The sequence below is a fragment of the Azonexus sp. genome (assembly GCF_049652925.1).
Classification (GTDB): Bacteria; Pseudomonadota; Gammaproteobacteria; order Burkholderiales; family Rhodocyclaceae; genus Azonexus.
On the sequence record NZ_JBASFI010000034.1, the window covers coordinates 89,970 to 105,009 of the forward strand.

Here is a 15,040-nt window from a genome sequence, read left to right on the forward strand (position 1 = left end):
TTCTTACAATTGTGTCCTACAAGCGAATTTGCGTGGAAGAGATATGACGAAGTTGCAGAAAGTCCTGGTTGTGGACGCTTCGCGGCTGGTTCGAGCGTCACTTGGCAAGCTTTTGCGCGGACATTTTGAGGTTTGCGAAGAGCGCGATGCAGAGTCGGCGTGGCAAACGCTTGTTCTTGACTCGTCGATCATCGCCGTTTTTTCCGGGCTGGATATCACCACGCTCGAGGGGGCCGGACTTGTCGAGCGGCTCAGGGCCAGTAAATTGGCTCGCCTCAATCAGCTGCCTTATTTTCAGCTGGTTTCCGACAGCTTCTCCGAAGATGGGCGGGCGCAGGCAAAACAACTCGGTGTTTCCGAATTCATTCCGAAAAGAAGTGCCGGTCCGGAGTTTCAGAGTTTACTGCTCCGCCTGATTGACCCTGATCTGAATTCACCAACCGATTCGACCGCAGTTGTTGCCGAATTCGGCGAGCAAAGCGAAGTCAGCGTGAGTGACTTCTTGCAGCGTGTCGATAGCCTTCCCGGCCTGAGTGACGCGCCGCCGAAAAACCAAAGTGCGCCTGCGATAAGGCTGTCCGAAGATGCCGGCGACCCGTGCCTGCAAGACTCGCTGGCTCTGATTCATGATCCGCAACCCCGTGGTGTCCTGGTCTTCGGGTTGGATGGCTACGAAGACTTCAGGCTTCGTTATGGCTGGGATCTGGCAGACAAAATTGTCCAGAAAATACTCGGTCTGCTGGGGAGCAAGATAAATACGGATGAAAGCATGCTGCCGCTGGTCGGCGGGCGCATCGCCATCATTTCAAAGATGGCCGGGCGCGAGCAGTGCGAGAAATTTGCCCGCAGCGTATGCAAGGCGATGTCGGATGCAAATATTTCGATACAGGGTACGCGAGTTGCCGTAACCATCAGTGTGGGCATCGCTGCCTTGCCGGATGACTACGCGGCAACGACGACTGACGAGTTGTTGCATTTGGCGATCAGCCGTCATGATGCGGCGCATCTTTCCGGTGGCAACCGGGTTATTTGCACGACGGGTTGCGGCGGGGACAGCATCAACCAGGAGGCGTTTTTTGCGCGCCTGAAAGAGATGCTGGCCGAAGAGTCGCTCCCCGACATGATGTCCTGCAAGGGCTGGATCAGTGCGGTCTGCAAAAAATGCCGAAAATTGCGCGCCTCCGGTGAACCTCCGCTCTGCCCGACCGGAAACATTGAAGAAAACTGCTGACTGTTCTTTCCGGAAACGACCCAACAAAAACCCGGCCTTGGCCGGGTTTTTGTTGTCCAGAGAAAGCCTTAGGCAGAGACTGGAATCTTGCCAATCTTGATTTGCCATTCCTTCGGGCCGGTTTCGTGCACGCTGACGCCGGAGGAGTCGACGGCAACGGTCACCGGCATGTTCTCGACATCGAATTCGTAGATGGCTTCCATGCCCAGATCGGCAAAGCCGACGACCTTGGCCGACTTGATCGCCTTGGCGACCAGGTAGGCAGCGCCGCCAACCGCCATCAGGTAGGCCGACTTGTTGTCCTTGATCGCCTCGATGGCCACCGGGCCGCGTTCGGATTTGCCGATCATCGAGATCAGACCGGTCTGTTCGAGCATCATGCGGGTGAACTTGTCCATGCGGGTGCCGGTAGTCGGGCCGGCCGGTCCTACAACTTCGTCACGCACCGGGTCGACCGGGCCAACGTAGTAAATGACACGGTTGGTGAAGTCAACCGGCAGCTTTTCGCCCTTGGCCAGCATGTCGGCAATGCGCTTGTGCGCGGCATCGCGGCCGGTCAGCATCTTGCCGTTCAGGAGCAACTTCTGGCCCGGCTTCCAGGCAGCGACCTGTTCCTTGGTCAGGGTGTTGAGATCAACCGAGGTGGCGGCCTTGAGGTCCGGCGTCCAGGTGACAGCCGGCCAGTCTTCCAGTTTCGGTACTTCGAGTTTGGCCGGGCCGGAGCCATCCAAATGGAAATGGCAGTGCCGGGTTGCCGCGCAGTTCGGGACCAGGGCGACCGGCAGGTTGGCGGCGTGGCACGGGTAATCGAGCACCTTGACGTCGAGCACTGTGGTCAGGCCGCCGAGGCCCTGGGCACCGACGCCGAGCGCGTTGATTTTTTCAAACAGTTCGAGGCGCAGTTCTTCCGGGCGGGTCAGCTTGGCACCGGTAGCGGCCTTGGCCTTCAGTTCGTGAATATTGACCGGCGCCATGATTGATTCCTTGGCCAGCAGCATGGCCTTTTCCGGCGTGCCGCCGATGCCGATGCCGATGATGCCGGGCGGACACCAGCCGGCACCCATTTCCGGGATTTTATGCAGCACCCAGTCGACGAGGTCGTCGGACGGGTTGAGCATGGCGAACTTGGACTTTGCTTCGGAACCGCCGCCCTTGGCGGCACAGATCACTTCAACGTGATGGCCGGGAACAATTTCGAAATGGACGACAGCCGGGGTGTTGTCTTTGGTGTTCTTGCGGGCACCGGCCGGGTCGGCCAGCACCGAGGCGCGCAGCGGATTGTCCGGGTTGCCGTAGGCGCGGCGGACGCCTTCGTCGATCATTTGCTGGATGCTCATGGTGGCATCCGGCCAGGTGACCTGCATGCCGACCTTGATGAAGACCATGCCGATGCCAGTGTCCTGACAGATCGGACGGTGGCCTTCGGCCGACATCCGCGAATTGGTCAGGATCTGGGCAATGGCGTCCTTGGCGGCGGGGCTTTCCTCGCGCTCGTAGGCTTCACCGAGGGCCTTGATGTAATCGAGCGGGTGGTAGTAGCTGATGTACTGGAAAGCATCGGCAACGGACTGGATAAGGTCTTCTTGTTTGATGGCGGTCATGCGCAACTCCGGGTCAGTGGTTTTTCTGGTGTTGAAGAGCGAGGGTCTGGGTCATGGTTTTGTCTACCATCGCCATGGCCAGGGCGGAGAAAAGGAATACGACGTGAATGATCACCTGCCACATCAGCGTGTGCTCGGACAGGTTGTTGGCATTGATGAAGCTCTTCAGCAGGTGAATCGACGAGATGCCGATGATGGCGGTCGAAAGCTTGATCTTGAGAACGCCAGCATTGACGTGGGAGAGCCATTCCGGCTGATCCGGATGGTCATCGAGGTCGAGGCGTGAGACGAAGGTTTCGTAGCCGCCAACAATAACCATGACCAGCAGGTTGGCGATCATCACGACGTCGATCAGGCCAAGGACAACCAGCATGACGTCGGCTTCGCTGAAATGGGCGGCGTCGAAGACGCTGGTAACCAGGTGACTCAGTTCGACCATGAACAGCCAGCAATAGACCACTTGGGCAACGATCAGACCAAGATAGAGCGGGGCCTGAATCCAGCGGCTGGCAAAGATGAAGGTCTCAAGGGATTTGATTGGCGAGCTCATTTTTGGAATCGTAAATTGGGGAAGTGAAGTTTATCACGCGACCCGTCGCCTTCCGGAATCCACTGAAATGCTGCGGCGCAGCGTGATTTCGTAAGGACAATGTAAGAATATCGACGTCTAATGCCGCATCAACGCTGGCGGGGGAGTGTGGTGTTCTCCGGCTTGCGCGGCTTTACACAGTTCCAGGGTCAAGCTTGGGATCTAATCGGTTGTTTCAACATAAATTGCGAAGTACCGCAGAGGAGAAGAATATGTCGAATGAGTCCGTGCAGCTAATTTATCCGTCTGACGAAATGGTCAAGAACGCAGCGGTTTCGGGGATGGACGCCTACCGGGCGCTGTGCGCGGAAGCGGAAGCCGACTACCCGGAATTCTGGGCCAAGCGCGCTCGTGAAATGATCACGTGGAAGCAGCCCTTTACCCAGTCGCTTGACGAATCCAACGCTCCCTTTTTCAAATGGTTTGCCGATGGCAAGCTGAACGTTTCCTACAACTGTCTGGATCGCCAGGTTGAAGCCGGTCTGGGCGAAAAAGTCGCGATCATTTTCGAAGCCGACAACGGCGAAGTAACCAAGGTTACTTACAAGGAAATGCTCTCCAAGGTCGCCAAGTTCGCCAATGCCCTGCGCGGCATGGGCGTCAAGAAGGGTGATCGCGTCGTAATCTACATGCCGATGACCGTTGAAGGCATCTGCGCCATGCAGGCCTGTGCCCGCCTCGGCGCCATCCACTCCATCGTTTTCGGCGGCTTCTCCGCTCAGTCCCTGCGCGATCGTATCAACGATGCCGGCGCCGTTGCCCTGATTACCTCCGACGGCCAGTTCCGCGGTGGCAAGGCAATCCCGCTCAAGCCGATTGCTGATGAAGCTTTCGCCATGGGTGGTTGCGAGTCGGTCAAGAACGTTATCGTCTTCAAGCGCACTGGCGCCGAAGTCAACATGGTTGCCGGTCGTGATACCTGGTTGCACGACGCTGTTGCCAACCAGTCCGACGTTTGCGAACCGGAATGGGTCGAAGCCGAACACCCGCTGTTCCTGCTCTACACGTCCGGCTCCACCGGCAAGCCGAAGGGTGTTCAGCACTCCACCGGCGGCTACCTGCTGCACGCCATCATGACCATGAAGTGGACCTTCGACATCAAGCCGAACGACGTCTTCTGGTGCACGGCCGACATCGGCTGGGTCACTGGTCATACCTACATCACCTACGGCCCGCTGGCCTGCGGCGCCACCGAAGTGGTCTTCGAAGGCGTCCCGACGTACCCGGATGCCGGCCGTTTCTGGAAGATGATCCAGGACCACAAGGTTTCCATTTTCTACACCGCTCCGACTGCCATCCGTTCGCTGATCAAATCCTCCGACAACAACGCTGCTGTGCATCCGAAGAGCTACGACCTGTCTTCGCTGCGCATCCTCGGTTCGGTCGGCGAGCCGATCAACCCGGCAGCCTGGACGTGGTACTACGAGAACGTTGGCGGCGGCCGTTGCCCGATCGTCGATACCTTCTGGCAAACCGAAACCGGTGGTCACATGATCACCCCGCTGCCGGGCGCTACCCCGCTGGTTCCGGGTTCCTGCACACTGCCGTTCCCGGGCATTCAGTTCGCCGTGGTCGATGAGACCGGTGCCGATCTGCCGTGGGGCCAGGGTGGTATCCTGGTCTGCAAGAAGCCGTGGCCGTCGATGATCCGCACGATCTGGAACGACGACGAGCGTTACGTCAAGTCCTACTACCCGGCCGACTTCCAGGGCAAGTACTACCTGGCTGGCGACGGCGCCATCCGCGATAAGGACACCGGTTATTTCACCATCACCGGCCGTATCGATGACGTGCTGAACGTTTCCGGTCACCGCATGGGCACGATGGAAATCGAATCTGCCCTGGTTGCCAACCCGATGGTTGCCGAAGCTGCCGTCGTTGGCCGTCCAGACGACCTTACCGGTGAAGCCATCGTTGCTTTCGTCGTGCTCAAGGGTGCTCGCCCGACCGGTGACGACGCCAAGCGCATCATCAAGGAACTGTCTGACTGGGTTGGCAAGGAAATTGGTCCGATCGCCAAGCCGAAGGACATCCGTTTCGGTGACAACCTGCCGAAGACCCGTTCGGGCAAGATCATGCGTCGTCTGCTGCGTGGTCTGGCCAAGGGCGAGGAACTGACGCAAGACACCTCGACGCTGGAGAACCCGGCTATTCTGGAACAACTGAAGGGCTAAAAAGCCTCGTTCCGGCATGAGCCAGGAGGCGGCGAGCTTGCCACGCTGCCTCCAAAGACTATAAGGCAAGGAGGAGACAATGGTCGCCCAAAAGGTGGCCTTCCGTGTAGTCGCATCAGACTATATGCCAACAACGGCTGGCACGCTTGGCGTGCCGGCCGTTCCCTTTTCTGGGATAGGGTCGTGAAAAGAGCCAATCCAACCCGCCAGCGACTGGCTGCACTCGGTCTGCTCGGCGTTCCGCTGCTGACTTATCCGCTGCTTAGTTTGCCGGGCGGCGAAGTGGGAGGTATTCCTGCGACCTATCTGTATCTGTTCGGCGTCTGGGCCGGACTGATCGCACTGGCAGCCTGGGTGGCTGAGCGGCGGGGCTCCTAGATGCTTTCCGGCTGGTTCATTGCGCTCCTGGCCACGGCCTATCTCGGGCTGCTGTTTGCCGTCGCCCGTTTTGGCGATGCGCGGGCCGATGCCGGCAAGTCGATCATCTCGGCCAACGTCTACGCGCTTTCGCTGGCCGTTTATTGCACCTCCTGGACTTTCTACGGCAGCGTTGGCCGGGCGACTTCCGGCGGGCTGTCCTTCCTGACCATTTATCTTGGACCGACGCTGATGCTGCTCTGCGTCGGCGTCATCATCAAGATGATCCGCATCAGCAAGGCGCAGCGCATCACGTCAATTGCCGACTTCATTGCCTCCCGCTATGGCAAGAGCCAGTTGCTGGCGGGGATGGTGACGGTGATTGCTGTGATTGGCGTCGTGCCGTACATCGCCCTGCAACTGAAGGCGATGGCAGCCAGTGTCGACGTGCTGCTCGAACATGCCGGCAACGGCGTCGAGGTCTGGGGGCTGGATTCCACTTTCCTCATTGCGGTCGTCCTGGCCTTGTTTTCCATCTTGTTCGGCACGCGCCATCTCGATGCGACCGAGCGTCATGAGGGCATGGTCGCCGCCGTGGCTTTCGAGTCGGTGGTCAAACTCGTCGCCTTCATGGCGGTTGGTATTTTCGTCACCTACAGCATGTTCGGCGGCCTTGGCGACCTGTTCCAGCGGGCCGCTGCCAGCGCCGATCTCGGGCGCTTGCTGCAACTTGATTCCAGCCGAGCCGGGACGTGGACTTCGCTGATCATCCTTTCCGGCCTGGCCATCATTTTCCTGCCGCGTCAGTTCCAGATCATCGTCGTCGAGAATGTCGATGAATCGCATCTGAAGCGGGCAGTCTGGCTCTTCCCGCTCTACCTGCTGCTCATCAATATTTTTGTCCTGCCACTGGCGCTCGGTGGCCTGCTGCATTTTGACGGACAGAGCGTCAATCCCGATACCTTCGTGCTCACCCTGCCGCTCGCCCGCGGCGCCGAGGCGCTGGCGCTGCTCGCTTTCATCGGCGGTCTGTCAGCGGCGACGGGGATGGTTATCGTCGAAACCATCGCCTTGTCGACCATGGTCTGCAACGACCTCGTCATGCCCATCCTGCTACGGTCAACCGGAAAATTCGTCGAAAAACGAAAAGACCTTTCCGGCCTGCTGATCGGCATCCGGCGCGCCGCCATCGCCCTGATCCTGCTTCTCGGCTACATCTATTTTCGCGCCGCTGGCGAAGCGTACGCACTGGTCGGCATCGGCCTGATTTCCTTCGCGGCAGTTGCCCAGTTCGCGCCGGCGATGTTCGGCGGCATGTACTGGAAGCAGGGCACGCGGGCCGGTGCGGTGGCGGGCCTGACGGCAGGCTTCGCGGTCTGGCTCTATACCTTGTTGCTGCCATCCTTTGCCAAGTCGGGCTGGATGCCGAACGGTTTCGTCGAACACGGCTTGTTCGGCATCGGCTGGCTCAAGGCACAGGCGCTGTTCGGGCTGGCCGGGCTGGACGAGATTTCGCATTGCCTGTGGTGGAGCATGCTGGCCAATATCGGCGCCTATGTCGCCGTGTCGCTCAATTCAAAACCGGATGCCGTCGAGGCCAGCCAGGCCGAACGTTTCGTCGATGTCTTCCGCTTCGATTCGCGTAATGCCGAGGCGCGGCTGTGGCGGGGCAAGGCGTCGCCGGATGCCCTGGTTGGTTTGCTCGAACGTTTTCTCGGTGCAGCCCGTGCCCGGCAACAATTGGCGGCCTATGCCAATTCGCGGCAGGCCAAGGATTGGCGCAACCTGCCGGCCGATGCTGACTTTGTTCAGTTTGCCGAAGCCGAACTGGCTGGTGCGATCGGCTCGGCCAGCGCCCGGGTCATGGTTGCTTCGGTGGCGCAGGAAGAGGATCTCGGGCTGGAAGAGGTGCTCGACATTCTCGACGAGGCAACGCAGGTCCGCGCCCATAGCCGCGAACTCGAGGCCAAGCAGCAGGAGCTCGAGGCGGCGACTGCCGAGCTTCGCGAAGCCAACGAGCGCCTCCGCGAACTCGACCGCATGAAGGACGATTTTATCTCGACCGTGACGCACGAGTTGCGCACGCCGCTGACCTCGATCCGCGCCCTTTCCGAAATGTTGCACGAAGATCCGCGTCTCGAACTGGCTGACCGCAAGCGTTTCCTCGGCATCATCGTCGCTGAAGCCGAGCGCCTGACCCGGCTGATCAACCAGATTCTCGACATGGCCAGGATGGAATCGGGGCGGGCAGAATGGACGACCGGCGAAGTCGATATGGGCGAAGTGGTGCGCGAGTCGATGGCCTCGCTCGAACAGTTGTTCCGCGAAAAAGGCGTGGCGCTGGAAGGTGATATTCCTGAGCGTGCCCCGGTCGTCCTGGCCGACCGCGATCGCCTGACCCAGGTCATGATCAACCTGCTGTCGAATGCCGTGAAGTTCGTGCCGGGCGGCAGCGGCCGCGTTCTGGTCCGGCTATCCAGCGCTGCCGGCCTGGTGCGCGTCGAAGTGCGCGACAACGGGCCGGGTCTTACGGCTGAAGAATGCAGCGTCATTTTTGAGAAATTCCGCCAGGGTGGCAACACGATGACCGACAAACCGCAGGGAACCGGTCTGGGCCTGCCGATCAGCCGCCAGATCGTGGAATATTTTGGTGGTAATCTGTGGGTTGAAAGCGGGCCCGGTGCCGGAGCAAACTTCATTTTCACGGTGCCCTTGCCGGCGCCGGACGATAACAGTGGGAGACAAACTGTATGACCAAGAAAATCCTGATCGTTGATGACGAACCCAACATCGTCATTTCCCTTGAATTCCTTATGAAAAAAGAAGGTTTTTCCGTCGCCGTCGCTAGCGATGGCGATGAAGCCTTGACCAAGGTGGCGAGTTTCGCGCCGGACCTGATCCTGCTCGACGTAATGATGCCGAAGAAGTCCGGTTTCGAGGTTTGCGAGGCATTGCGCGCCGATCCATCCAAGGCTGGTGTGCTGATCGTCATGCTGACTGCCAAGGGCCGCGACACCGAAGTGGCCAAGGGGCTCGCCATCGGGGCCGATGCCTACATCACCAAGCCGTTTTCGACCAAGGAACTGGTGGCCAGAGTGAAAACCATGCTGGGGATCGTCTGAGCGCAGGCTTCCACGGTCAACCGGAAATAACGGCCAAAATCGAAATCCAAATTTGTTGGAATGCACGCCATGAAGGCTAAACAACGTTTGATCGTCGCGGTGATCGTTCTCGGTCTGCTCATGACCGGGCCGTTTGTCGTCACCTCGCTGCTCGTCTGGCTCGACATGAAAGAGGCAGAGCGCACCCTGCTGACCAATCTGCTGGTTTCCCGGCTGCCGGTCGGGACGATGATGACCCTGTTTGGTTTTGCCCTTGGCGTCGGGGTGCTGCACAAGCTGTTCAAGCAGTATGTCGAGGGCCTGTTGCGGATGGCTGAAACGCTGCGCCTGATGCTCGGCGCCAACCGCAATTTCCGGGTGACCATCGAAGGCCCGCCGGAAGTCCAGCAACTGGCTCAGGCGGCTAACGATCTGGCCGAGCAGCGCGATGTCCTGATGGACGACGTCGACGCCCAGATTGCCACAGCCAAGGCCTCGGTCGAGGAAGAAAAGAACCGGCTCGCCGCGCTCATGTCCGAACTGGCCCAGGCCGTCGTCGTGTGCAACCTCGACGGTCGCATCCTGCTCTACAACAACCGCGCCCGCCTGCAGTTCAAGGCGCTGTCGCAAGGCCCGACCTCGGTCGCCGGCGGGGCGCTGATCGGCCTCGGCCGTTCGATTTTCTCCATTCTCGAAAAGAGCCAGGTCGATCATGCCGAGGAGGTCATTCGCCAGCGTCTGTTATCAGGCAAGACGGCGATTTCCAATTTCATCACGACGACGCGCGGTGGTCAGTTGCTGCGCGCCCAGATGGTGCCGGTACTCGCCGCCTCGGGCGACGAGGGCGAAACCGCAATGTCCGGCTACGTGCTCACTGTCGAGAACATCACCCGCAGCATCGAGGAAGAAGAGCGCCGCGATCAGGCGCTGCATTCGCTGACCCAGGGCAGCCGTTCGTCCATCGCCAATATTCGCGCCGCCGTCGCCAACCTGCTCGACTACCCCGACATGGAGCCCGAGTTGCGCGAGCGTTTTCTGCGGGTGATCGACGACGAAGTCGCCAAGCGCAGTCAGGTCATCGACCAGACGATGAGCCAGTTTTCCGACGCCATCAAGACGCGCTGGCCGCTCGAAGACATTCTCGGCATCGACATCGTGGCTGCCGCCCAGCGTCGCATCGACGACAAGCTCAAGTTGCCGACCAAAACCGAAGAAATTGACGATGCGCTGTGGATCAAGGCCGATAGCTTCTCTCTGGTTTTTGCAGTGGTCAGCCTCGCTTCCAAGCTGCAGGACCACTACGAACCGCGCGAACTGCGCTTCCGTCTGACTTCCGCCGGTCGGCTGGCCTACCTCGACCTGATCTGGGCCGGCCCGGCGATGTCCTCGGAAACCTTTTACACCTGGGAAATGGAAACGATGCAGATTGGCAGCGAAAGCTCGCCGCTCAGTCTGCGCGATGTCATCGACCGGCATGGCGGTGAAATCTGGTACGAGCGCGAAAAGGCTGCGCACCGGGCCTTCTTCCGCTTCGTTCTGCCGGTCGCAGTGCCAGAACTCGAGAGTGAACAGGAAGAGCGTAGCCGCGGCAAAGGTCGGCCGGAATACTACGATTTCGACCTCTTCAAGTTCGAGGACAAGAGCATCGACCTCGACCGCAAACTGTCCGATCTGACCTACACGGTATTCGATACCGAAACGACCGGCCTGGAGCCGTCCAAAGGCGACGAAATCATCCAGATCGGCGCTGCCCGCATCGTCAATAACCGACTGCTCCGCCAGGAAACATTTGACCAGATTGTCGATCCGGAATGCCCGCTCAAACCCGAGTCGATTCCGATCCATGGCATTACCGAAGACATGGTGCGCGGCAAGCCGAACATCGACGTCATCCTGCCCGCCTTCCACGAATTCTGCGAAGACACCGTGCTGATCGCCCACAACGCGGCTTTCGACATGCGTTTCCTGCAACTCAAGGAAGAGCGTACCGGCATCCGTTTCACCCAGCCGGTACTCGATACGCTACTGCTCTCGGCTGTCGTTCATCCCAACCAGGAGTCGCATAAGCTCGATGTCATCCTGGAACGCCTCGGCATCACCATCGGCACCCGGCACAATGCGCTGGAGGACGCTTTGGCAACCGGCGAAGTCTTCCTGAAACTGGTCAAGCTGCTCGAAGACATGGGCATCGTGACCGTTCGCCAGGCGCTCGAAGCGGCCGAGAAAACCTATTTCGCCCGAGTGAAATATTGAGTTCGGCATGAATTCCGACTTTACCCTGCCTTGCAGGCAGCAACTCGAACTGGTGACAGCGGTGAATGCGCTGTCCGAGCTCGACGCCGCGCCGGTCCTTGCCGGGCGCCTGCGCGAACATCTGCTGGCAGCAGCGGGAAACGGTATCGATGGCATCGCTGCGACGCAGCTGATTTCCGTCTTCAATGATCGCCTGACGAGCAAAGTCATCGAATTGACCGCTCGCCGCCATCGCCTGCCGCCAGTGGCATGGTGCTGGCTGGCGCTGGGTTCCGAAGGGCGGCACGAACAGACTTTCGTCACAGACCAGGACAACGGCCTGATCTTTAACGCGACCAGCGAGCAGGAAGCGGCCGCCCTGCGCCGGATCTTTCTGCCCTTCGCCCAGGAAGTTAATCAGCATCTGGCCGACTGTGGCTTCGCCTTGTGCGCCGGCCAGATCATGGCCGGCAATCCGGCCTGGTGTCTGTCACTTGAGGAATGGCGCGAAAAGTTCATCGACTGGGTGCGCCGTCCCGAGCCTGAAGCGCTGCTCAATGCCAGCATCTTTTTCGACCTGCGTCCGCTGTTCGGGGACCTCGCCCTTGGCGAAAGATTGCGTACCTTGCTGCTGTCCATGACAGTGGCCACGCCATCCTTCCAGCACCTCATGGCGGCCAATGCGCTGCAGGTTGATGTGCCGCTCAATTTTCGTGGCGAAGTCGCGGCGGGGGAGGGCGACAGTATCGATCTGAAGAAGTACGGCAGCCGGATCTTTGTCGATGCGGCGCGCATCTTTGCCTTGTCTTCCGGGACGAAAGCCGTCAATACGGCGGAACGCCTGCGTCAGGCCGGTTCATCGGTAGGCCTGCCGGCGGGTGAGATTGCTGCGGTCGACGCTGCTTTTTCGCAAATTTTGCGCTTGCGGCTGGCGCAGCAGATCGAAGCCGCAGGCAGAGGTGAGCCCGGGGGGTATGGCCTGAAACCCGCCGAGCTGCATGATATTGATCGGGCCATCTTGCGTGAGGCATTGAAGCAGGCAAAGCGCCTGCAGCAGCGTCTCAAGTTAAACTATGCACTCTAAAAAATGAGGTTGTCGTGACTACGCAACAGCAAACAGGGCAGGAAAAAGAACAAGAACAGGCCGTCGGCCAGGTCGAAATGTCGCTGCGTCAGGATGGGCGTAGCCGAATGGCCGGCAACACGCAGGCTTTCCTGCGTAACCACGCGCCATTCAACAAGATGCAGCCGGATGCCTTGCAGCGTTTCGCCGAAAAGGCCCAAATCGTTTTTTACGCCGCCGGCAGCGAGATTGTCGGGCCGGACTCCGGCAAGGTTCGTTTCTTCTATCTCATCGAATCGGGCAAGGTGCAGGCACGCCAGGCCGGCGAAGTCACGGTCACCGAATATTCCATCCTCAGTCTTGGGGCCGGGGAGAGCTTCCCGATCGGTGCCGTCACTGCCGGCCGGCCATCGACCAATCTGTACACGGCCGTTGAAGATACCTTCTGCTACCAGTTGCCGGCCGACGATTTTCTGGCTTTGCTGACCTCCAGCCCTGAATTCAACCTGTTCTGCACGCGCTACATCGCCAGCCTGCTCGATCAGTCGCGTCGCCAGTTGCAACTGCAATTTTCCCAACGCGCCAGCGAGCAGCAAACGCTCAATTCGCCGCTGGCCGGTATCGGTTCGCGCTCGCCGATCACTGTGTCGCCCGATACCCCCTTGCGCGCCGCGCTCGAAACGATGTCGAAAGCCGGTGTCGGTTCGCTGGTTGTCGCCGGTGACGACCGCAAGGCCGTTGGCGTATTCACGCGAACCGACCTGCTCGATCGCGTCGTCCTCGCCGAACTGCCGCTGACCACGCCAGTCGGCCAGGCGATGTCGGCCAATCCGTTCATGATCGAAGAGCATGCCACGGCCTACGATGCGATGTTCGCCATGGCAACGCACGGCATTCGCCACGTGCTGGTCACCGATGCCGAGGGCAAGCTGACCGGCGTTGTTTCCGAGCGCGACCTGTTCTCGCTGCAGCGTGTCGGTTTGCGCCAGATTCGCCAGTCGATCGATGGCGCCCGCAATGTCGAGGCATTGCAGCAGGCCGCCGCCGATGTACGCCAGCTGTCGTTCAACATGCTGGCCCAGGGCGTCGGTGCCGAACAGCTCACCCAGTTCATCTCGGCGCTCAATGACGCGTTGACCCGCCGCGTCATCCAGCTCAATCTGGAAAACCATAATTTCGACGGCATCGAATGGGCCTGGCTGGCCTTCGGTTCGGAAGGCCGCGACGAGCAGACCTTCAGTACCGACCAGGATAACGGCATCGTCTTCGCGCCACCGGAGGGCGCTTCGGTCGACGCCTTGAAACAGCGTTTCCTGGCTTACGCGCTCGACGTCAACAACGACCTCGACCGCGTCGGCTTCCCCCTGTGCAAGGGCAACATCATGGCGAGCAATCCGCAATGGTGTCTGACGCTTGAAGAATGGAAAGACCAGTTCGCCAACTGGATTCGCATGCCGCAGCCCGATGCGCTGCTCAATGCCACCATCTTTTTCGATTTCCGGGCGCTCTATGGCAAATCCGAGCTCGCCGATGCGATGCGCCGCCACCTGCTGGCGCAGACGGCATCCAACCCGATGTTTCTGCGCGCCATGGCCAAAAATGCGCTGGACGTCGAACCGCCGCTCGGCAAGATTCGCGATTTCCTGACCGATCTCGAACCGGGGCATCCGGGCAAGATCGATCTGAAGAAATACGGCTCGCGTATTTTTGTGGACGTTGCCCGCATCTACGCCATGGCCAGCGGCGTGCACAACACCAATTCGATCCAGCGCCTGCGACTGGCGGCGCAGCGGCTGTCGATCCGGAGCGACGAGATCAATGCCGTGCTCGAAGGCCTCAACTTCATCCAGTTGCTGCGCCTGCAGCACCAGTATCTCGAAGGCGAACCGGGCACGCAGGGCGACAACCTGATCGATCCGGATACGCTCAACGAACTGGACCGCCGTATTCTGAAAGAATCCTTCCGTCAGGCCCGCAAGATCCAGACGCGCCTCAAACTCGATTACCAGGTGCAATGAACATGCTCGGGCTCAAGAAATTCCTGTTCCGGGGCAGCGCACAAGCCAATCTGCCGGACGATGTGCGGGCGTCGCTTGATGTCTGGCGCGCCAGCAAGGCTCCGCCGCTCGACGATCTGCACTTTCACACCCGCTACGTTGTGGTCGACATCGTCAGCAGTGGCTCGAATCCCGAAAGCGACCAATTGCTTGGGCTCGCTGCCTGTTCGGTGTGGAAGGGAACGATTCAGCCGGACGACAGCTTCTACGTCGATTTTTCGACGCTGGACGGCGAGGGTTCCACGGTCGACCGGGAATTAACGGCTTTTTTGCTATTTGCCGCCAAGGCGCCGCTGGTCACTTATCACATTCCCTATGTCGGTGGCTTCCTGCAGCGCGCTTTCAAGGAGCGCCTGGGCGTTGATTTTCAACCGCAGTGGGTCGATCTGGCCTGGCTGTTGCCGTCGATGTTCGAGGACAAGGGCGATTCGGTGATGCCGCTCGACCACTGGATCGAGGTCTTCGGTCTCGATACCGGTAGCGGCCGACGCGATGCGATGGCCAACACCCTGCTTCTGGCGCGCATTTTCCAGATGATGACGGTGCGTGCGGTGGGCAAGCAGATCGACACGGCGGCTCATTTGATCGACGAATCGCGGGCCAGCAGCTTCCTGCGGCGCAACCACTAAAGCCTC

At 59.8% G+C, this 15,040-nt stretch carries 11 protein-coding genes; 9 read left to right on the forward strand and 2 right to left on the reverse strand.

Going from position 1 to position 15,040, the window contains the following annotated elements:
• Nucleotides 1–43 precede the first annotated feature (43 nt).
• Nucleotides 44–1,231: a diguanylate cyclase domain-containing protein gene (locus WBK19_RS16850; RefSeq protein WP_511291783.1), complete on the forward strand. Its 1,188-nt coding sequence runs from the start codon at nucleotides 44–46 to the stop codon at nucleotides 1,229–1,231.
• Nucleotides 1,232–1,299: 68 nt separating this feature from the next.
• Here the strand turns inward: WBK19_RS16850 and WBK19_RS16855 are convergent, their stop codons facing one another.
• Nucleotides 1,300–2,832: a fumarate hydratase gene (locus WBK19_RS16855; protein ID WP_511291785.1), complete on the reverse strand. Its 1,533-nt coding sequence runs from the start codon at nucleotides 2,830–2,832 to the stop codon at nucleotides 1,300–1,302.
• Nucleotides 2,833–2,845: 13 nt separating this feature from the next.
• Nucleotides 2,846–3,382, reverse strand: a complete 537-nt coding sequence (locus WBK19_RS16860; RefSeq protein ID WP_511291787.1) for a TIGR00645 family protein — start codon at nucleotides 3,380–3,382, stop codon at nucleotides 2,846–2,848.
• Nucleotides 3,383–3,633: 251 nt separating this feature from the next.
• Between WBK19_RS16860 and acs the strand changes: the two genes are divergently transcribed.
• From acs to WBK19_RS16900, 8 genes are all read left to right on the forward strand, one after another.
• Complete coding sequence (gene acs / locus WBK19_RS16865; RefSeq protein WP_511291789.1) at nucleotides 3,634–5,595, forward strand: acetate--CoA ligase; 1,962 nt, start codon at nucleotides 3,634–3,636, stop codon at nucleotides 5,593–5,595.
• A gap of 183 nt (nucleotides 5,596–5,778) precedes the next feature.
• On the forward strand, nucleotides 5,779–5,973 hold the full coding sequence (locus WBK19_RS16870) for a hypothetical protein (protein ID WP_494648083.1): 195 nt from the start codon (nucleotides 5,779–5,781) through the stop codon (nucleotides 5,971–5,973).
• Nucleotides 5,974–8,706 (forward strand): ATP-binding protein, encoded by a 2,733-nt coding sequence (locus WBK19_RS16875; protein ID WP_511291791.1) that lies wholly within the window; start codon nucleotides 5,974–5,976, stop codon nucleotides 8,704–8,706.
• Complete coding sequence (locus WBK19_RS16880) at nucleotides 8,703–9,074, forward strand: response regulator transcription factor (protein ID WP_511291793.1); 372 nt, start codon at nucleotides 8,703–8,705, stop codon at nucleotides 9,072–9,074. The genes WBK19_RS16875 and WBK19_RS16880 overlap by 4 nt, the downstream gene beginning before the upstream one ends.
• 69 nt (nucleotides 9,075–9,143) lie before the next feature.
• The gene (locus WBK19_RS16885; protein ID WP_511291795.1) at nucleotides 9,144–11,306 is read left to right on the forward strand and encodes a 3'-5' exonuclease; all 2,163 of its coding nucleotides are present in this window, start codon (nucleotides 9,144–9,146) and stop codon (nucleotides 11,304–11,306) included.
• A gap of 7 nt (nucleotides 11,307–11,313) precedes the next feature.
• On the forward strand, nucleotides 11,314–12,369 hold the full coding sequence (locus WBK19_RS16890; protein WP_511291797.1) for a DUF294 nucleotidyltransferase-like domain-containing protein: 1,056 nt from the start codon (nucleotides 11,314–11,316) through the stop codon (nucleotides 12,367–12,369).
• Between the two features lie 77 nt (nucleotides 12,370–12,446).
• A complete protein-coding gene (locus WBK19_RS16895) occupies nucleotides 12,447–14,366 on the forward strand; it encodes a DUF294 nucleotidyltransferase-like domain-containing protein (RefSeq protein WP_511291845.1) in 1,920 nt (639 codons plus the stop codon).
• On the forward strand, nucleotides 14,363–15,034 hold the full coding sequence (locus tag WBK19_RS16900; protein ID WP_511291799.1) for a 3'-5' exonuclease: 672 nt from the start codon (nucleotides 14,363–14,365) through the stop codon (nucleotides 15,032–15,034). The genes WBK19_RS16895 and WBK19_RS16900 overlap by 4 nt, the downstream gene beginning before the upstream one ends.
• The last annotated feature ends 6 nt before the right edge of the window (nucleotides 15,035–15,040 follow it).